Genomic DNA, 19,179 nt, shown 5'->3' with positions numbered 1-19,179 from the left:
CTACGTCGACCGAGCCGACTTCAGACAATCCGAAGCCGTCTGACGACCCGAAGGATCCGGAGCCACAGCCGTCGGAATCTGAGGATCCGTCTAAGCCGAGCCCGACCGATGAGACTACGTCGACCGAGCCGACTTCAGACAATCCGAAGCCGTCTGACGACCCGAAGGATCCGGAGCCACAGCCGTCGGAAACTGAGGATCCGTCTAAGCCGAGCCCAACCGACGACACCACGCCGGCGGAGCCGACTGCGGAAGAGACCCCGTCCGAGGATCCGACCACTCCGGTGGAGCCTTCCGACCCGACTGATCCGAGCGAGCCGTCTGAGCCGGGCACTCCGTCCGACCCGAACGAGCTTCGTATTCCGGAGGTCGGAAGCCTGTGGCCGGTCCTCATTCCGCTGGTCCTGGTACCTGCAGTGATCGGTCACTTCATCAACCAGCCGGGAACTCCGGCTCCGAAGCTGCCTGGTCTACCGCTGAAGCCGCAGAAGCCTGGGGATGCCATCAAGGATCTGCAGCCGAAGGCACCGGGTGAGGCTGAACAGCCTAAGCCGCAGGCACCGGTGGAGAATGAGCAGCTTAAGCCGCAGGACCCGCAGCCGCCGGTGGAGAACGAGCGGTCGAACTCGGTTGAATCCAAGGATGTTCAGCCGAGCCAGAGCGACAACACCAGCCGCTACACTGGCAAGTCCCCGATCACTACGGATTCCAAGAAGAGCACCAACTCTGGCTTCCTGGCCAGCACTGGTGCGAACGTCCTGGGTCTGATAGCCGCAGGTCTGGCACTCATTGCCGGTGCAGCACTGCTGCTGCGCCCTGGTCGCCGCCGCAAGGAGTCCTAGAACTACCTAGGACCCCTGGGGCCAAGTTGGCCCTAGGCCACGGCTGCTAAGGCCGTGAAGGAAACGCCCGAGCATAACGCTCGGGCGTTTCTTGTTTTGTTTATCTGGCCCTCTGGCTACTCAGGTGGTGCGAGTACTTCTATCCGAGTGGAGTGGTGGCGTGGTCGCGGCTGGGAGGCAATCAGTTCATCCCAGTTCCGGTGGATAGGGCGGGCACGGGAACCTTCTGGCTTTGATGTTGCTTCCGCGCAATGTTGATAGCGCAAAAATTGAGCACGATGGGCGGCGCAACGAGGTCGGTTTAAGGGTTATCGTGCTCATTTTTCGCGGGCGGGGGAGTAGAGAGAATGAGCCGAAGAAGGATCCCTAGGTTCCAACCGGCGCAGCTGGCATAGCAAAGGCCCCGGCAACCACTACTCGGGGGGAGAGAGGTGGTAGCCGGGGCCTTGGAAGAGCCTAGACGCTGTTAGATGTCGAATGCCTCTTCCAGCAGGTTCTTCTGCTCAATCTGGTGAACCTTCGCGTTACCGGTTGCAGTCGAGGACTGCGAGCGACGGGAGACGCGGACCAGCTCCGGCATATCCGGGATGAGCTCACGCAGGTGCTCGTTGTAGAACGGCCACGGACCCTGGTTGGCCGGCTCGTCCTGAACAAAGCGAACCTGCTCAGCGTTCGGGTAGGACTCAAAGGCCTCACGCAGGCGGTTGAACGGAATCGGGTGAAGCATCTCCACACGCACGATGGCGATGTCATCGCGGCCATCGGCTTCCTTCTTCTTGGCCAGCTCCCAGTAGAGCTTGCCGGAGACCAGCATGATGGTCTTAACCTTGTCGGCGTCGCCCACCTTCTTACCGTCGATGTCGAAGAAGTTCGGGTCGTTGATAACGGACTGGAACTTCGTAACCTCAGTAAAGTCGGACACGGAGGAGGTCGCAGCCTTGTTACGCAGCATGGACTTCGGGGTGAAGACGACCAGCGGGCGCTTCATCTCACCGAGAGCCTGGCGGCGCAGCAGGTGGAAGTGGTTAGCCGGGGTGGATGGCTGGGCCACGGTCATGGAGCCCTCAGCGCACAGCTGCAGGTAACGCTCGATGCGGGCGGAGGAGTGGTCCGGGCCCTGGCCCTCGTAGCCGTGCGGCAGCAGCAGGATCAGGCTGGAGAGCTGGCCCCACTTGGCCTCACCGGAGGAGATGTACTCATCGATGATGGTCTGAGCGCCGTTGGCGAAGTCACCGAACTGTGCCTCCCAGGCCACGACGGCATCCGGGTTACCCACGGTGTAGCCGTACTCGAAGCCCATGCCGGCGAACTCGGTCAGTGCCGAGTTGTAGACCATGAACTTACCGCCGTTGCCCTTGGACGTAGCCAGGTGAGCAACCGGGTTGTACTCTTCGCCGGTGGCTGGGTCGAAGGCCACAGCGTGGCGCTGGGTAAAGGTACCGCGGCGGGAATCCTCACCGGCGAGGCGAACAACCTTGCCGGAGTTAGCCAGGGAACCGAAGGCGATGAGCTCGCCCCAACCCCAGTCGATGCCGCCCTCGCGGGCGGACTTCTGGCGCTCCTTGGCAACCTTGCCCACACGCTTGTGGTACTCGAAGCCCTCCGGCGGGGTGCCGTAGGCATCGCCAATCTCCGCCAACTCCTCGGCGGTGATGGAGGTATCCAGACCGCGGGTGAGGTCCTGGGAGGAGGTAATACCGGTCTGTTCCTTCGGGCCGGCCTTCTCTGCTTCCTTGTGCTCGGCGAAGACGGACTCCATCTGGTCATGGAAGTCACGTGCAGCTGCCTCTGCCTCTTCATCAGACAGGTCACCGCGGCCGATAAGCTCCTCGGTGTAGCGCTCACGTACGGACTTGTGGTTGTCGATGATGTCGTAGAGCTGCGGCTGCGTCATGGACGGGTCATCGGCCTCGTTGTGGCCGCGCAGGCGGTAGCACACGAGGTCAATAAAGACGTCTTTGCCAAAGCGGCGGCGGTACTCGGTAGCGAGCTTACCTACCCAAACAACTGCCTCCGGGTTGTCGCCATTGACGTGGAAGACTGGGCAGTCGAAGCCTTTGGCCAGGTCGGTGGCGTAGTGCGTGGAACGGCCAGAATCCGGGGTAGTGGTGAAGCCCACCTGGTTGTTGACCACAACGTGGACGGTACCGCCGGTGGTGTAGCCACGCAGCTGAGACAGGTTGATGGTCTCCTGCACCACGCCCAAGCCGGCGAAGGAAGCATCGCCGTGGAGCATGATCGGGACAACAGTGTGACCCTCCGGGCCCTTGTCCAGGATGTCCTGCTTGGCGCGGGCAATACCTTCCATGACCGGGTCAACGGCTTCGAGGTGAGACGGGTTAGCGGCCAGGGTGACCTTGATTTCACCGTCGCCGAACATCTGGAGGTGCTCGCCCTCAGCACCGAGGTGGTACTTCACGTCGCCAGAGCCGCCGAGCTGGCCGCCCTTGTAGTTGCCATCGAACTCACCGAAGATATCGGCCAGCGGCTTGCCCACGATGTTGAAGAGCACGTTGAGGCGGCCGCGGTGCGGCATGCCGATGACGACCTCGTCGAGGTCCTGGCCAGCGGCAGTGTCCACGATGGAGTCCAGCAGTGCGATGAGGGACTCCGCACCCTCCAGGGAGAAGCGCTTCTGGCCCACGTACTTGGTCTGCAGGAAGTTCTCGAAAGCCTCGGCAGCGTTGACCTTCTGCAGGATGTACTTCTGCTCAGAGTTGGACGGCTTCGGCATGCCGGCCTCAATCTGCTCCTGCAGCCAGCTGCGCTCGTCGCGGTCCAGGATGTGGGTGTATTCGGAGCCCACCTTGAGGGTGTAGGCGGAGCGCAGGCGGGTAACCACCTCGCGCAGCGTCATGGTCTCCTTGCCACCGAAGCCGCCCACGTTGAAGGTGCGGTCCAGATCCCAAATGGTCAGGCCGTGAGTAGACAGGTCGAGGTCGCGGTGGTCCGGCCACGGCAGGCCCGGCTGCTTCCAACCCAGCGGGTTGATGTCAGCCAGCAGGTGGCCGCGGGAGCGGTAGGCCTCGATGTACTGCATAACGCGCGTGTTCTTATCGACGCCCGTGTTGGGCACGTCAGCAGCCCAGCGGAAGGGCTGGTAGGGAACACCCAGGGACTCGAAGAGCTCGTCCCAGAAAGCGTCGTCCAGAATGAGCTGGCCAATGGTGCGCAGGAATTCACCGGACTCCGCGCCCTGAATAACGCGGTGGTCGTAGGTGGAGGTCAGGGTAACCAGGCGGCCCACGCCCAAGTCAGCCAAGCGGTCGGCGGAGGTGCCGGCGAACTCAGCCGGGTAGTCCATAGAACCGACACCGATGATGGAGCCGGAGCCCTTGGTCAGGCGAGCGATGGAGTGGCGGGTACCGATGCCGCCCGGGTTGGTGAGGTTAATGGTGACGCCGGAGAAGTCATCCATCGTCAGCTTGTTCTTGCGGGAACGGTCAACGATGTCCTGGTAAGCATCGATGAATTCGGCGAAGGACTTGTTCTCTGCTTCCTTAATGGCGGCAACCACGAGGGCGCGGGAGCCATCCTTCTGCGGAAGGTCAATGGCCAGGCCCAGGTTGACGTGCTCCGGCTGAACCACGGTGGGCTTGCCGTCCTGAATCTCGTAGCGCACGTTCATGTCCGGGTGGATCTGAACGGCCTTGACCAGGGCGTAGCCAAGGATGTGGGTAAAGGAAATCTTGCCGCCGCGGGTGCGCTTGAGGTGATCGTTGATCATCGCGCGGTTTTCCCACATGAGCTTGACCGGGATGTCGCGGACGGTCGTAGCAGTCGGGATCTCCAGGGATTCGTCCATGTTCTTGGCAATTGCCTTGAACATGCCCTTGAGCACGCGGGAGCCGGGCTCCGGGGCGTCCTTGATGCGGTCGAGCGGGGACTCCGACTTCTTCGGATCTGCCTTCGCCTTCGTTGCCGAAGACTTCGAGTCGCTCGGTGCCTTAGCACCAGGAGCAGCAGGGGACTTCTCTGCAGGCTTAGGAGCGGAGCTTTCCTTCTTTTCTGCCGGCTTCTGTGCCGGGGCAGAAGCCGTGGAGCCAGACGCCTTGGCGGAGGCCTTGGGCTGTGCGGCTTGCTTGGGAGCCCCGTTAGCCTCAAAGTAGTCACGCCACTCCTTATCTACGGAGTTGGGGTCCTTTGAGTACTGCTGGAACTGTTCGTCAATCAGCCACGCGTTCGGGCCGTAGATGCTCGATTTGCTCACGGCAGGTGTTCGCCTCTTTCTGTGCTTTAAAGTTTGTCTTTAATCGACTGTAGTAGGCCATTCCATGGGTACGAAAGGCACCCGGAAAGGTGTCTCCCCATATGATACGGCCCGCGTAAGTTTGCTCACTACCCTGGGGCGCGTTTCCCGGTTTTAATCCCCCTGCAGGGGGGAGAGTTGGGTGCCCGCATGGTTAATAACTTGGCGGGCAATTTTACGGTTGGCCGTCGTTCCCAGCACTGCGCCTACCCCCATCGGCAAGAGTTTAGACAGCCATGCCCACTTCACTTTCTTACGGGCCTGCTTCAAGAAGAGCTTGGTCAATCGGCCGTTGATGCCACTGAGGGTGGGCCCGGAGAAACGGGAGAGGGTAGCAGCGGACTTCATACCGGAGAGCGTGGTGACGTCGCCAAGCATGGTGTCCACCAGAGCACTGCCCTGGGAGCCGGTGAGGACTACGAGAACGAGGGCGCGGCGGCGCTCTTCGTCGCGGATATCATCGCCACGCAGGTGCGCCGAGGCCAGGATGTACCACGCAGCAGCCTCAAGGAAGACGAGGGATTCTGCACCAACGGCTGCCGCGCCGGAGACCAGGCCGATGCCGGGGATGGCGGCCGAGGCACCCGCGGCCGCACCAGTGCCGGAGACGATATTGAGGAAGTGCTTGTCAATGAGCTCCTGCAGTTCCTCGGGAGATGCGTCCTTATTCTTCTTCTTTAGACGGTCGACATAGCCGATGATGATGGAGGATTGCGCCGACACCACCTTGTTGGTGGCCGCCAGAAATCCTTGACTAATGCGGTTGCTCTCGTCCACAGAGAGCTTGTCCACCTCGACGGGCGTGTTCTGTTCTTTCTCGCTAATTCCGAACATGTTCTTCACCTGATTTCGTCTACATTGTTAACGGTATGTTCACTACCGTATCGAAAAAGCAGTTCCCAGCGCAGAGTCAGGCTGGGGGATTAGTCTAGGGTCCATGAGCGAGTACGAGCCTTTCCCGCCGCGCGAGGTAAGCGCGGCTGCGGCCCGCCTGCTTGCTGAGTCTTTACACGCCCGGGCCCGCGCCGCTCAGGAAGCAGCGCGGACGGCGTTGGCGGATGAGATTACGGTTCTCACATCCTCTGGGTGGGTACGCGGCAGCGTTGAGGAGGACTTGCGCCCGGACCGGCCACTGTCGATGCCAGTGCGTTCGTGGCGCGGCATTCCTTTTGGGGCCGATACCGCGGGGGAGTATCGCTTCCGTGAACCGCGCCCAGCGCCGGCGTGGGAAGGGATTCGGGATTGCCGTGAGTTCGGAGATGTGGCCCCGCAGCCGGTCTATTCGTGGACGGACCGCATCGAAGGCACAGAGAACTGCTTGACCCTCGATATCGTCCGCCCACACACCGAACCCAGCCCTGGCACTGCCCCAAACACGGAGAAGCTCCCCGTTGTCGTCTACTTACATGGCGGCAGTTTTATCGTGGGTTCTTCGCACATGCTCATGCTGCGCGGCTTTGAGTTCGCCGCGCAGATGGGCGTGGTCTATGTGTCCGTCAACTTTCGCTTAGGGGCGCTGGGCTACCTCGACGTGCGCAGTTTGGGAGGGGAGGCCTGCGCTAACCCCGCGGTGGCGGATCAAGTCCTTGCTTTGGAGTGGGTTCGCGATAATATTGCTGCCTTCGGCGGAGACCCGAATAACGTGACTCTTATGGGCGAATCCGCGGGTGGCGCAGCGGTGCTGACCCTCATGGCGGTGCCCCGCGCGGAGGGCCTCTTTCACCGCGCCATTGCGCAGTCGCCGCCAATTGGCATGATTCATTCTCGTGCGCAGTCAATGTTCTGGGCGCGTGAGCTTGTGGACAAAATGGCCTTGCCGCGTGATACCACGGCAGATGATTTGCGCCGTGAGGATTTCGCGGACTTGGTGCGCTCGGGTCAATCCATGATGTGGCGCGCAGGCGAGTTGCTTTACCTGAACTCCTGCTACGCGCCCACCGTGGATGGTGAACTTATTCCCCAGCATCCGATTGAGGCTTTCGAGGACGGTGCCCAGCACCCGGTGCCGCTGCTCATCGGAACTAACTCCGGTGAGGCGAGTTTTGGAAAGTTCCTCTATCAACGTCAACGCTCCCGCGAACGTGCGGCCTTGCGGCTGTTGGCGTCTTTCGATCCGGAGAGCGCGCCGGACGTCGTTGCGGCCTACGGTGGGGCGGTCTCGCGCAGTGACTTCGGGGACTTGCTGACCGACGCCCTCTTTTGGGCCCCCACCGTTCGTGTCGCCTCCGAACACGCTCGTCGGTTCCCCACGTGGATGTATCGTTTCGACTTCGCGCCGGCAGCGTTGCGCTGGCTGGGGTTGGGGGCGATGCACTCGATGGAGTTGTCCAACATCTTTGGCGATCCTGGTGCCTCGCGCGTGTCCTTTTTGACCACCATGGGCAAGTCCTCCGAAATGGAGGAGGTCACTGAGAATATGCAAGAGCAATGGAGGGCGTTCATTAACGGCGGCGCTCCGCGCGAGGATTGGCCGCGCTACCGGGCCCCGCAGCGCGAGACGATGATTTTCGACGTGCAGCCTCATATCGAAGAGGCACCAATGGAGGCGCGCCGCCAGGCCTGGGAGTCCTATGACATGTTGGAGTGGGGAACCGGACGCCCGGAGATTCTGAAGCTTTTGGGTTTCATGCCCGATGACCACGATCGCGGGTAGGATGTGTGGGGCCTTGGTAGCAGCCGGGGTGACACTGCCACATGGACGGATGTTGATCACATGAGCTTTTTTGAAGATATTGCTTCTGCGCTGGACGGGGAAGGCATTGAGTCCCGCGTCAATGACGATGTGATGTTCGTGCCCATCACCTCTGACTTGGAGATCCAGTTTGTAGAAATTGACCCGATTCTCCCCGCCGCAAACGTCTACATCGCCGCCGCAGATGTGGATGAGGATGATGAGGATTTCGAGGCCGTCTTGGTCTCCGTTGCGTTCTCTGTGGAGGATGCGGTGGAAGCCGTGTCGCGCCATATCGCTACCGACCAAGTGGTCACCGTGCTCCGAGACCTTCTTGAGGGCACCGATGAGCGTATTGCTGAGTTGGAGTTTCTCCAGGATGAGTTCAACCCGAACCTCGTCGTGGCGGAGGTCGCCAACGATTCCGAGCTGCGCGTGCTCGTGGAAACCATCGACGGCGTCCCCAGCGCTGTGGTGCGGTTCCTCTCCTTCGACTTTGATGAGGACGAGCTCGACGAGCTGGAAGATGAAGCTATCAACGAGCTGTGGGAAAACGACGCCATGGAGGACCTGGGGGAGGAAGAGCGCGTGGCGCTTTTCGACGCCGGCGAGTTCGACGACGCCACCCTCGCCCCCATTATCGAGGTTCCCGCCGAAGCACTCGAGCTTGGCACCTACACCGACTTTGATCGCCTCTTTGACGTCCTGAGCTTGGTCTCCGACCAAGCCCTGGATTGGGAAGCGCAGCTGGTCAGTGTGGAGGACCCCGACTTTGATGAACCGGACGTCTACGACATTTTCGGTGCCGATGACGATGAGGACGACGATGACATTCTCTTCGACGATGCCGATGGCGACGAGGTCGAAGACGATGATGCCGACAACGAAGCCGATGATGGCGCCAACAATGGTCCAGAAGGCAGCGACAGCTAGGATTAGTCGCCTCCTAGGCATGGGCACGCTAGGATAATCGGGTACATTTTGAACTCGATGAGGAGCAGCCAGGGTCTATGCCGGTCAACAGGGCTTTTCGTGGTCAGCGCGTCAGCGTTGTCCTTGGCCTAGCCTGCGCAGTGGTGGCCTGGGGCCTCACCTTGACCCCGAGGTTCAAGTTTGCCGAAAGGACCTTTGAATCCCTCCTCCCAGCAACCGTGTGGGGCTTGAGTTTTCTATGCGTCCTTCTCCTCTTTGGCTCCCAGCGAGGGCTATGGAGTAGGCATGCGCTCATCAATGCCTTGCTCGCAGTTGTGGTGGACATGGTGGGCTCGACGGTGTTCTTCAATCTCCACATCCCGCTCTATATGGACACGGTGGGAACGGTGTTCATTGCGATTATTTATGGCCCTGTTCTTGGAATGGGAACCGCAGTTCTGGCGTTGAGCCTCAGATGCGTCTTCAGTCCTTTGGAACTTGCTTACCTGCCCAACGCGTTGATTCTGGCGTTAATGGTGGGCTGGCTAGCACGCCGTGGTGCGTTCAAACGCATGATTTCTACCCTGTTTGCGGGCTATGGGCTCGGCATCATTGCAGCGCTCGTGTCGTTGGCCTCGACCCTGTTTGCGCTGAACCAGATTTTGCCCCGCGGCGCCCGAGAGCTCGCCAACTTCTTCCTGTTGATTACCCACGACGAAACCACGGCGACACTTCTCCAAGTTCTAACCTCACACCCGCTCGATAAGGCCTTTACTGTCGTGCTGGTGTGCTTGTTTATCCGCTTCGTGCCGAAGCCCGTGCGGAACTCGTTCGACCGACCAGAAACCCAGTCGGCCGTGGCCCGTGTGCTGACAGAAGATCGTTTCACCCTTTCCTTGGACGAGGAACCTCCCCGCAACTTCGTCGGCCGACTGCAACGCTACCTGTAGAGCGCCGCGGCTTACGCAGCCTGGCTGAATCCTTCGAACAACGACAGCGGAGAGCGTACTGGGGTGTACGTGCTATCAACGAGCCAGACGAAGGTCGCAGCACTGCTGCTTGAAATCTCATGCACTGCCGAGACTAAGTTCGTGGGAACGAGCGCGCGAACCCACGCTTCCGCGACCGCAGGGGACACGGGCCGTCCGGTAGGGGAGGTAATACGAACGGTAATGAGGTAGGTCGGCACACGTTTTTCCCCGAAGCCAAGTACACGAGCTTTCGCCCGTTCGCCAACACGGTGACGCGACACAGTTAGCGTCAGCGGCGGGGTGGATTCTCCTTCCTCGCCCCGAAGCGGTACTGAGGGAAGTGACTTTGATGGTGGCCGCCATTGCGGTGTGGGACGCGCCAATGAGCGTGGATGGCGAATGATGCTTTCCACGGAGTTCAAGGTGTCACTGTGGTGAAAGAGGATATCTGCTGTGAGTTCTCCAGCATGAATGCTGGGCTGAGTGGAGCGCGGAACCGAGGTACGAAAGCTGTTGTAATTCTTCATGGCCCTCACAGTAGAAAGCGGTGTGGACATCGAAACCCACACTATCGAAAATGTGTTCGATGATTTGGGTGGGTAGGCTACAGTTGGTGTCGCTATGAGTAAGGGCGTTGCACAAGAACTGAAGATTCCGCGGGAGATCTGGGTGATGGTTACCGCGGGCTTTATCATCGCATTGGGCTATGGGTTAATCGCGCCCTTGCTTCCGCAGTTCATTGTCAGCTTCGATGTGTCGATGGCGGCCGCGGGACTGGTGGTCTCCATTTTCTCTGCTAGCCGTCTCATCTTCGCACCAGCCGCTGGCCGCCTCATCGATCGCGTAGGCACGCGCGGTGTCTACCTGACGGGGTTGTTAACCGTCGCTATTACGACGGGTCTTGTGGGTATTGCCCAGGAGTATTGGCACATCGTGGTGCTGCGCGCCATTGCAGGCATTGGCTCCACCATGTTCACTGTGGCAGCCATGGCGCTCATCGTGAAGCTCTCGCCACCCGCTATTCGCGGTCGGTGCTCAGCCACGTATGCCACGTCCTTCCTGCTGGGCAACGTTATCGGCCCACTCGTCGGCGCCAGCTTGTCCTTCCTCGGCTTTCGGTGGCCCTTCTTCATTTACGGGCTAGGAGTGGCGCTCGCGGCACTCGTTGTCTGGGTTCTGATGCCGGCGGTCGACACCGATGCTGAGCGTCAACACTGCCTTCCGCCGATGAAGCTGCAGGAGGCCTGGGGTGATACCGCTTATCGAGCAGTATTGACCTCGAATTTTGCCCAAGGATGGATCAATATGGGCGTGCGTGTTGCAGTCCTTCCACTGTTTGCAGCGTCCATCTTCCATAATGGTGGCCAGGCCTCGGGCATCGCACTCGCGGTCTTTGCGGCGGGAAATGCAGCCGTGCTGCAGTTTTCTGGTTCCTGGTCTGACCGTATTGGACGCCGGCCACTCATTCTTGCGGGCCTTGTGGGCTCGGCGCTGTTTGTAGGAACGCTGGGCTTGGCGACGTCCGTGTGGACCCTCCTTGTGCTCTCCGCCTTCGCCGGTGCTTCATCAGGGCTTATTGTGCCGTCGCAGCAGGCGGCCATCGCCGATGTGGTGGGGTTGAAGCGTTCTGGTGGACAGGTGCTTTCGACCTTTCAGATGGCTGGTGACTTTGGGCAAATCCTGGGGCCGATCGTGATTGGATTCCTTGCGGATCGATTCGGCTTTGGGGTGGCCTTCAGCATGTGTGCCATCGTGGCGGCGGGCGGAGTCCTTGCGTGGAGCTTCGGGCGTGACACCTTGCAGGATAAAAAAATTGTGTTGCAGGGGCTTCGCCGAAAGTATAAGTAGAACCTGCAAAAAGTCACTTTATTTGGCCACATTTTGAAAGCTGAGGCGGCCCTTAAAAAACTTTTTGTTAAACTTGTGGTGTGAATTTTCAACAAAGGGTGGAGCGCCACCGGGCGGAACTTAGTCGGGCAGACGAGGCGGTTGTTGATGTGATTCTTAGCCGCCCGCAAGAAGCGGCCCTGTGGCGCGGCGAAGACGTCGCTGCCAAGGCCGGCGTCCACGGCTCTGCCGTGACTCGAACAGCCAAGAAACTTGGATACAAAGGCTACCTGGAGCTGCGCCAAGAATTGCGCATGTTGCATGACCAGTACCTTGCTGCTGAGCATTCCAATGGCCGTCGGGCATTCCGCAATGAGGCTGGACAGACGATTCTGGGACAGCTGGTGTCCAAGGAAATGGATTCGTTGTCCGCGGCGTCGGGAAGCGTTGACCAGCATTCCATTAACAGGGCAGCGGACTTGGTGATGAATGCCCGCGATATCTACATCTATGGCCGCGGCAACTCCATTCCACTGTGTGATCAGGCAGAGCGCCGCTTTCGCCGACTGGGACGATCTGTCCACGACCTTGCGGGTGAGACGGACCACGACATCGCTGAACAGCTGCTCCGCATGGGGGAGCCGGACCTTCTTATAGTCTTCGCCTTCCGCCGTTCCACGCGTCCGCTACGTCAGCTGCTGAACTATGCTGAGGCGGTTAAATGTAAGGTCCTTCTCATTACGGATGACCTGCGTGTTGTACACCCAGTACCTGTCGTCACTCTGGCCGCTCCCCGTGGCGATGAGGGAACCTTTACCACCCTGTCGGTTCCAATGCTCATGCTAAACGCCATTGTGCTGTCGATTCAGCGGCGGTACGAGCATGATATTGCGCCGTTCCAGCAGAAGCTGAAGAATATTCTCGAGGGCTTCGAGTACTAACGAGAGGTATGTGCTCGCTTGCTGCAGGCGGCCCAGCGTGGGGCGTGGCCCAATGCAGCCTTGAAGTCACGCTCGCGAAAACGCGTGAAGCCATACGTGGAAGCCTCGGAACCGGTAGTAGGGCGGCTCCATCGCTTCTGGCTGCGTTTGCTGGAGGCTTCCATGCCTCTCCTCCGTAAGTTGCTCAACGGGTGTATATGCTCAGCGGACACTAAGCATCTAAGAGAATATTAGGTTAGTGCAAAATATCAGTCAATTCGCCACCATGAAATCCTCTCATTCGGGGGTGTGATTCTGACCAAATCCAAATGCCAACGCCCGATCTGAATCTGATACACCGTGATTATCGGCATTCTTTGTTGAATTGGGGGTGCCAGTATGTACCCGAGGTTAGCTAGCGTTACCAGACCGTAAGTTCCTGAAAATTCTTACATAACTGAATCAATTGCGGCAGTTCTATCTCCACTTGGTGGAGGTGTCCTCGACCTAAAGTGGCCAGTTATTGTTTAAGCGACCGTTCGTCCTGCCGCATACAGCTTCTTAGGCATGTCGCGACGTAGGCTCCATTCGAATTGGATGGGCTTTTCGCCGCGGTGAGTTACATAGTCAACGTTGCCGAGGAAGGTATAGGCCGCTGCGGTATCAACCTTGTTCTTCTTGGTGAAACGAGTAGCGATGATGATGTTTCCGCCGAGTTCTTGGTGATGGATGTAGCGCTTGGCCATCGCTGACTTCAAAGTGGTCGTGGATTGAGATTCCCAGTGAAGTCGATCTGGAGATAGCGGGTAGTCGCGGTAATTTGTCGAAGCACTTACATTCTCATCCTTTTGGAAGGTCACCAAGAAGAGATCAGTGTTTGATGTGTCGAAGCGTTTGACTCCTTCGCGGGGAAGGTTGGCGAGCTTTTTGAGCGGGCCTTCATCCAAGGCACCGACAAGTTCAGCAAGGCTATAGTCTGCATGCGTCTCGAGCACACTGTGAGAGGACTGCTGAGGAATTACGCGGGACGCTTCAATTGCAATCCGCATGACTTGATTGACTTCGTTGACGAACGCGGGATGGGACCGAACGATTTCAAGCGCTTCATCCAACGAGCCCGGGATGGCTTTATTGGAATTCGCCCAGAGCGCCAGAACGAGCATCGTGGCATAGCGCTTTTCGCGGTCAGTCATGTCCTGTTCTGAGGGGCCGTCGGCCTCCATGAGTCGGCTGTATGCCGCTACGCGGCCGGGGTCATTGATGTGGAGCAGAACTCGGATACGGCTCAGGAGGAAGGATTCTTCGCTGTCCTCGTTGGACGGAAGCAGAAGCTTTTCATCACGGAGGAGTGTGGTCCAGGAGATTCCTTTCCTGCGGTAGATGTCCTCCAGAGGAATATTGGAGGCGTGGATGAAAGCCGCAAGGTCAGTGGTGCCGTGTTCACTAATCTGAGAGCGGATCTTCTTGACTGTGTTTCGTGCCAGACGCTTGACGTTGGCCAAAACGCGGTCTGTCGTCACACGGTCCAACGTGATGTTGGAACCCGGTGGCGCAGTGGGGAAGCCCTGCTCGACTTCCTTCATGAAACTTTTGCCGCGGGCAGCGGTTAGCACTTTGAAGCGTTCTTCAAAGTCGAATTCTTCGTGCTGGAGTCCAAGAAAATCGAACACGATACATGCGTCCTTACCCTGGTTAAGGCGCAGTCCGCGGCCCAGCTGCTGAACGAAAAGAACCGGGCTCTGAGTTGGGCGCAGGAGCAGCAGAGTGTTGATAGAAGGAATGTCGACACCCTCGTTGAAAATGTCGACCGCAAAGATGATCTTGATGTAGCCATCGCGCAGCTGTGCAATAGCTCTTCTGCGTTCCTCAGTACTTTGCTTGCTGCTTACCGCTAAAGCAGGAATACCAAAAGCGTTAAATTGCTCCGCCATGTACTCGGCGTGGGCGATCGAAACACAAAAGCCGAGGGCTTTCATCTCGGAGAGATCGAAGATTCGGCGATTGAGTTCATTGATGATGAAACGGGTGCGCTTTTCTCCAGCCTTTATATAAAACTCGCTGAGCTCTGTCGTGTTGTAGTCTTTCTTTCCTCTGTTCCATGTCAGACTCGAGAGGTCGGTATCGTCATCGACCCCGTAATAGTGCAAAGGCGCGAGTAGCTGTAGGCGAAGCGCATCCCAGAGGCGTAGTTCATGGGCCACGCGGTAGTCGAAGAATTTCTGGACGTTCTCGCCGTCTCCGCGCTCGGGTGTTGCTGTGAGTCCGAGGAGCTCTTGAGGTTGGAAGTAATCGAGAATCTTTCGGTAGGTCGTGGCCTCTGCGTGGTGGAATTCATCGATCACGATGACATCGAAGTGGTCAGGAGCTATGCGCGTCAGGCGTTCGCCGTGGAGGGATTGAATACTTGCGAAAACATGGTCCCAGCGACGAGGCTCTTCGCCGCCAACCAGAAGTTCACCAAAATCGGAGCTCTGGAGAACCTCCCGGTAGGTGCGCTGTGCCTGTTGGAGGATTTCCCGGCGGTGAGCCACAAACAGAAGGCGCGGACGGCGTCCAAACTCATCACAGAGGTGGCGATAGTCTAAGGCTGCGACGACAGTCTTACCGGTGCCGGTAGCAGCGATTAGCAAGTTCTTGTGTCGGCCGTGCACTGCTCGCTCTGAACGCAATGCCTCCAGCATCTCCTGCTGATAGGGGTAGGGCTCGACACGCAGGCCCGATAACTCAAGCTTCTCTCCCTCCTTTGCTTCGAGGAACTTCGCTCCACGAAGTGCTTCAAGCAAGCGCTCGTAATCACGCTCCGGGTCGAAATGTTTGAAGTGATTGTCGAACCAATAGCTGTCAAAAGTCTTGATGAACTTCTCGATGATCTCCGGAGTGGTAGAGCGGGAGCCGCGAACGTTCCACTCCCATCCGTCGACAAGGGCAGAACGGGACAGGTTAGAACTGCCGATGAAGGCGGTATCGAATCCGGACTCACGGCGAAAGAGCCACGCCTTTGCATGCAAGCGGGTGGTCTTGTGCTCGTAGCAGATTCGAACCTCAGCGTTGTAGTCTTCGACAAGACGGCGCACTGCAGCGGCTTCAGTCGCACCGCAATATGTTGAGGTGATGACTCGCAGAGGTTTCTTGTGGTCGCGAAGGTATTCCAGCTCATCACTAATGACAGAAATTCCGGAATTCTTGATGAATGCGCAGAGCAGATCGACTGAATCCGCAGTACAAATCTCGCGCGCAATTTCCACCGACATGTTGGTGTCGTCCACGCTATTGGTGAAAAGCGCGCTGGAGTTCAGGGATACTTCGGGCAGGACTGGTGGTTCGGTGAGCTCTGAACTGTAAATCGCATAAAGGAGCTGTTCAGCTGATACCTTTTCGTCTGCACCAAAGTGCTGCGCGAGGTCATTGATGAGCGCGACGCGTTCTTCCGGCTTTTTGACTTCGAGCAGCCGTTGTTCAATAAGCCGGGCGAAGTGTTGGGAAACGGCCGTGGCAAATCTTGGATCGACATCCTTAGTGGTCACCTCGGTAATTCCGGAAGCCGCAGTGGGAAGGGCTCGTTGAGTTTCCTTGATGCGCTCGTGGATACGAGCCGTGACGGGCGTTTCGTAGATGCCAAAAGGCAGCAGGGAATCAGAAGTCATAGGCGTGAGGAGATGAGCTCAACGGCAGGGATGTCAGCGGGAGCCCAGTCGAGCTCTTGTGCTTCGGCGGCGGTGACCCACCGGGTGGCGTCATGGTCGGTGAGTACAAGGTCACCGGATTGGATGGTGCACAGGAAGGTGGTGAGTTCGATGGTGGCGAACTCATAAGTGTGAAGCGTCGTGGTGACTTTCTCACCGACAGTCGCTGTGAGAGAGAGTTCTTCTGCCAACTCGCGAGCTAATGCCTCCTGTGGAGTCTCGCCCGGCTCAATCTTTCCACCCGGGAATTCCCACATGCCGGCTAGAGATTTTCCTGGGGCCTTACGGCAAGCCAGGAATCGGTCACCATCAATAAAGATGGCGCCGACAACACGAATCGGAAAACTCATGTGACCAGTATGCCGGCTGGGCCGGCTCTTAGCCAGAAGGTACGGCCTGGTTTTAGGCCGAAACCGCAGAAAAGTGTGCGGTCACGATGTCGTCGATAAGCCGGGCGGCGAGCTTGGCTGTGCGGGAGTCGAGGTCGAAGGAGGGGTTGAGCTCGACGACGTCGACAAGCGCGAGGCGTCCCGTGGCGGCGAGGGTGACGGCGAGTTCGCGGATGATGGGGAGGTCAACGCCGAGGCCTGCGGGGGCAGAAACGCCCGGGGCTTGTGCTGCGGGGAGGACATCCAGGTCAATGGAGAGATGGATGGAGGCGTCATCGGTGCACAGGTGCTCGGCGTGGGCGCGGACCTGCTGGAGGTTCATGGCGAGCAGTTCCTCGTCAAGAGTGATGGCGACGCCGAGGTCGGCGGCCTCGTCGAAGAGGACCTTGGTGTTGTTGGGGCGGGAAATGCCGAGCACGGTGTAGTCGAATTTCTCGCGGCCAACGAGTTCAGAAATCTGCTTAAACGGCGTGCCGGAGGTCGGCACGTCCGCGGTGCGCAGATCGAAGTGGGCATCGAGGTTGATGATCTTCAGCGGGCCCTTCGCCTGAAAAGCGCCGCGGTGAGAACCGAAGGCAGTCTCATGGCCGCCGCCCAAGATGATGGGCAGGTGGCCGGCATTGGAGAGGGCTTCCACAGAGGTGGAGAGGCGTTCGTGGGCGGACTCCAGGTCGGTGCCTTGGGTGGTGATCGTGCCGGCGTCGTAAAGCACATGCGCATGGTGCACCGCGAGGGAACCGAGGGCACTGCGCAGTGCTTCCGGGCCCGCAGCCGCGCCGGGGCGGCCATGGTTGCGCGCCACTCCCTCGTCAGAGGCGAAGCCCAGTAGTGCTACGCCGGGCTGCCCCTGGGGGTTGTCCACGTCGAGGGGACGAACCACGCTGTGCCACCGCGCGTGCTCTGGGCCGGGGCCATCGGAGCGGCCGGACCACTCGGGGGCAGGGGAGTAAGCGGGGGCATCAACGCTGTTCATAGCTATCCTCTCGAAACGGGGCTGGGGTCAGTGTGTGCAGTGGCGTGGTTGTGCCGGCCGGTGAGGTAGAAAATGGCTGTCATGAGGATGATGAAGCCAACGCCTACCGCTAGGGCCGGACGATACTGCGGCTGCCATGCCATGATGCCAAAAGTAAACGTGATGAAGGCGATGGCGAAGTACTGTCCCCACGGCCAGAAGGGAACCATGTAGGTCAGGCTGGCGCGTTCCTGTGGCGACATTTTCCTACGGGAAGCCACGTGGGCCAGCAGAATCATGAGCCAGACGTAGATGGTGGCGAACGTGGCGAGGGAGGCGATGACCTCGAAGACGTTGTCAGGGATGAAAGCGTTGAGGGCAGTGCCGATGACCAAGACGATGAGCAAAATGACCATGGTCATCACCGGTACTCCGCGTGCTTTCTTGGCCATGACTTTCGGCGCTAGGTTTTGGCGTGCCAAGCCGGTGAGTACGTTGCCGGCGCCGAAGAGATCGGCATTGATGGCGGAGACTGCCGCGGTGATGACCACGACGTTGAGAGCGGCTGCTGCCCACGTGACGCCCAGGGTGGAGAAGATTTGGACGAAGGGGCTTTCCTCACCAGTGATGGTGCGCCAGGGGTTGATCATGAGGATGACCAGGATGGCCAGCACGTAGAACAGCAGGATGCGCACAGGGATGGTGTTGACGGCTTTGGGGACGGATTTCTCCGGTTCCTCGGCCTCAGCACTGGCCACGCCTACGATTTCCGTGCCGCCGAAGGCGAAGAGTACGAGGATGAAGGAGGCCACCATGCCGGAAGGGCCGTTGGGGAAGAAGCCGCCGTCATTGACCAGGTTGGCAGGGCCGGTGGTCTCTGCGGTGGAGAGGCCAAAGACAAGGACAGCAACGCCGCCAAGAATCATTGCGACGACTGCGCCGACCTTGACGATGGTGAAGGCGAACTCCAGCTCGCCGAAGGCTTTGACCGTGGCGAGGTTCGCGCCGCCGACGAGTAGGAGGGTGGCTGCCACCCAGACCCATTGCGGTGAGCCGGGGAACCAGAATTGCATATAGACGCCGATGGCGGTGAGGTCTGCGAGCGCCACGATGACCATCTCAAAGGCGAACATCCAGCCGGTGATGTAGCCCGCCCAGGGGCCGAGGAAGGCGCGGGCGTATTCGGCGAAGGAGCCGGTAACGGGGTGGTGGACCGACATCTCTCCGAGCGCGCGCAAGAGGAAGTACACGACGGCGCCGCCGAGGAGGTAAACCAGCAGCACGGAGGGGCCAGCAGCTTGGATGGCGCTGGCGGAGCCGTAGAACAAGCCGGTGCCGATGGCGGAGCCGAGTGCGATGAAGTGCAGGTGGCGGTGTTTCAAGCCTGGGCGCTTGGTGGTTTCTGCCACGGGAATGCGTCCTCCTCTGTACCCCCCTTACGTGGCGCTTGGGAATCTAGCGCCGCGGATGAGGGGGAGTGGTTGGTGCGAGTGATTCTGTGAGCTACTTTCCTCTAGTTCAGACGTGTGGTCAATTTTGCCGTGAAGGATGCCCGGCTGGACCTATGACGACTGACTCACCGGGGGTGTGGGGGTGACCTGCATGACATTTGTGTGTGGCGCCGCTAGTATGTGGAGGACCTGCGTGTGGCTGTCGCGTGGGCATGGTCAAAGCCGCGTCGTACGTTTGTCGTTGACGTGTGCTTGCTTGGTGCGTTTTTAACAAGAATGCGTTCTGGGCTGTGCTAATGACGAGTCGTTTCC

At 59.2% G+C, this 19,179-nt stretch carries 14 protein-coding genes; 6 read left to right on the top strand and 8 right to left on the bottom strand.

Annotated features, from left to right (window positions below; all coding sequences use genetic code 11):
* The coding region (locus QP922_RS08835) for an LPXTG cell wall anchor domain-containing protein (protein ID WP_284808983.1) at positions 1-842 on the top strand (842 nt) is incomplete at its 5' end.
* A 466-nt stretch (positions 843-1,308) separates the two neighbouring features.
* Here QP922_RS08835 and QP922_RS08830 read toward each other — a convergent pair.
* Positions 1,309-5,052: a multifunctional oxoglutarate decarboxylase/oxoglutarate dehydrogenase thiamine pyrophosphate-binding subunit/dihydrolipoyllysine-residue succinyltransferase subunit gene (locus QP922_RS08830; RefSeq protein ID WP_284808982.1), complete on the bottom strand. Its 3,744-nt coding sequence runs from the start codon at positions 5,050-5,052 to the stop codon at positions 1,309-1,311.
* 153 nt (positions 5,053-5,205) lie between these two features.
* Positions 5,206-5,925, bottom strand: coding sequence for a hypothetical protein (locus tag QP922_RS08825; protein WP_284808981.1), 720 nt, complete (start codon positions 5,923-5,925; stop codon positions 5,206-5,208).
* A gap of 103 nt (positions 5,926-6,028) precedes the next feature.
* On the opposite strand from QP922_RS08825, the gene QP922_RS08820 reads away from it, so the two are divergent.
* From QP922_RS08820 to QP922_RS08810, 3 genes are all read left to right on the top strand, one after another.
* Entirely contained in the window at positions 6,029-7,744 is a 1,716-nt protein-coding gene (locus tag QP922_RS08820) for a carboxylesterase/lipase family protein (protein WP_284808980.1), read from the top strand.
* 60 nt (positions 7,745-7,804) lie between these two features.
* Positions 7,805-8,695: a DNA primase gene (locus QP922_RS08815; RefSeq protein WP_070671812.1), complete on the top strand. Its 891-nt coding sequence runs from the start codon at positions 7,805-7,807 to the stop codon at positions 8,693-8,695.
* A 77-nt stretch (positions 8,696-8,772) separates the two neighbouring features.
* The gene (locus tag QP922_RS08810) at positions 8,773-9,624 is read left to right on the top strand and encodes a hypothetical protein (RefSeq protein WP_284808978.1); all 852 of its coding nucleotides are present in this window, start codon (positions 8,773-8,775) and stop codon (positions 9,622-9,624) included.
* An 11-nt stretch (positions 9,625-9,635) separates the two neighbouring features.
* Here QP922_RS08810 and QP922_RS08805 read toward each other — a convergent pair whose 3' ends face one another.
* Positions 9,636-10,172 (bottom strand): hypothetical protein, encoded by a 537-nt coding sequence (locus QP922_RS08805; RefSeq protein ID WP_284808976.1) that lies wholly within the window; start codon positions 10,170-10,172, stop codon positions 9,636-9,638.
* Positions 10,173-10,266: 94 nt separating this feature from the next.
* Between QP922_RS08805 and QP922_RS08800 the strand changes: the two genes are divergently transcribed.
* Both QP922_RS08800 and QP922_RS08795 read left to right on the top strand, forming a co-directional pair.
* On the top strand, positions 10,267-11,493 hold the full coding sequence (locus tag QP922_RS08800) for an MFS transporter (protein WP_284808975.1): 1,227 nt from the start codon (positions 10,267-10,269) through the stop codon (positions 11,491-11,493).
* A gap of 80 nt (positions 11,494-11,573) precedes the next feature.
* Complete coding sequence (locus QP922_RS08795) at positions 11,574-12,413, top strand: MurR/RpiR family transcriptional regulator (RefSeq protein ID WP_284808973.1); 840 nt, start codon at positions 11,574-11,576, stop codon at positions 12,411-12,413.
* Here QP922_RS08795 and QP922_RS08790 read toward each other — a convergent pair.
* The 5 genes from QP922_RS08790 to QP922_RS08770 form a co-directional block, all read right to left on the bottom strand.
* A complete protein-coding gene (locus tag QP922_RS08790) occupies positions 12,410-12,577 on the bottom strand; it encodes a hypothetical protein (RefSeq protein ID WP_284808972.1) in 168 nt (55 codons plus the stop codon). The two genes, QP922_RS08795 and QP922_RS08790, sit on opposite strands and share 4 nt — an antisense overlap.
* A gap of 342 nt (positions 12,578-12,919) precedes the next feature.
* Positions 12,920-16,036, bottom strand: coding sequence for a DUF3427 domain-containing protein (locus tag QP922_RS08785; RefSeq protein WP_284808971.1), 3,117 nt, complete (start codon positions 16,034-16,036; stop codon positions 12,920-12,922).
* Complete coding sequence (locus QP922_RS08780; RefSeq protein WP_070671801.1) at positions 16,033-16,425, bottom strand: (deoxy)nucleoside triphosphate pyrophosphohydrolase; 393 nt, start codon at positions 16,423-16,425, stop codon at positions 16,033-16,035. The genes QP922_RS08785 and QP922_RS08780 overlap by 4 nt, the downstream gene beginning before the upstream one ends.
* A 52-nt stretch (positions 16,426-16,477) precedes the next feature.
* Positions 16,478-17,437, bottom strand: coding sequence for a formimidoylglutamase (gene hutG / locus QP922_RS08775; protein ID WP_284808968.1), 960 nt, complete (start codon positions 17,435-17,437; stop codon positions 16,478-16,480).
* A gap of 2 nt (positions 17,438-17,439) precedes the next feature.
* Positions 17,440-18,825 (bottom strand): amino acid permease, encoded by a 1,386-nt coding sequence (locus tag QP922_RS08770; RefSeq protein WP_284808966.1) that lies wholly within the window; start codon positions 18,823-18,825, stop codon positions 17,440-17,442.
* Positions 18,826-19,179: the final 354 nt, after the last annotated feature.

Source organism: Corynebacterium sp. MSK218 (genome assembly GCF_030232655.1).
In the GTDB taxonomy this organism is placed as follows: domain Bacteria; phylum Actinomycetota; class Actinomycetes; order Mycobacteriales; family Mycobacteriaceae; genus Corynebacterium.
Note: the sequence above shows the minus strand (reverse complement) of the source record. Positions and strands in the feature narration are given on the sequence as shown.

Bases quoted from the DNA above. Each gene is read 5' to 3' on its own strand.
- QP922_RS08825 (WP_284808981.1), bottom strand. From the start codon at position 5,925: ATGTTCGGAATTAGCGAGAAAGAACAGAACACGCCCGTCGAGGTGGAC.
- QP922_RS08820 (WP_284808980.1), top strand. From the start codon at position 6,029: ATGAGCGAGTACGAGCCTTTCCCGCCGCGCGAGGTAAGCGCGGCTGCG.
- QP922_RS08815 (WP_070671812.1), top strand. From the start codon at position 7,805: ATGAGCTTTTTTGAAGATATTGCTTCTGCGCTGGACGGGGAAGGCATT.
- QP922_RS08810 (WP_284808978.1), top strand. From the start codon at position 8,773: ATGCCGGTCAACAGGGCTTTTCGTGGTCAGCGCGTCAGCGTTGTCCTT.
- QP922_RS08805 (WP_284808976.1), bottom strand. From the start codon at position 10,172: ATGAAGAATTACAACAGCTTTCGTACCTCGGTTCCGCGCTCCACTCAG.
- QP922_RS08800 (WP_284808975.1), top strand. From the start codon at position 10,267: ATGAGTAAGGGCGTTGCACAAGAACTGAAGATTCCGCGGGAGATCTGG.
- QP922_RS08790 (WP_284808972.1), bottom strand. From the start codon at position 12,577: ATGGAAGCCTCCAGCAAACGCAGCCAGAAGCGATGGAGCCGCCCTACT.
- QP922_RS08785 (WP_284808971.1), bottom strand. From the start codon at position 16,036: ATGACTTCTGATTCCCTGCTGCCTTTTGGCATCTACGAAACGCCCGTC.
- QP922_RS08780 (WP_070671801.1), bottom strand. From the start codon at position 16,425: ATGAGTTTTCCGATTCGTGTTGTCGGCGCCATCTTTATTGATGGTGAC.
- hutG (WP_284808968.1), bottom strand. From the start codon at position 17,437: ATGAACAGCGTTGATGCCCCCGCTTACTCCCCTGCCCCCGAGTGGTCC.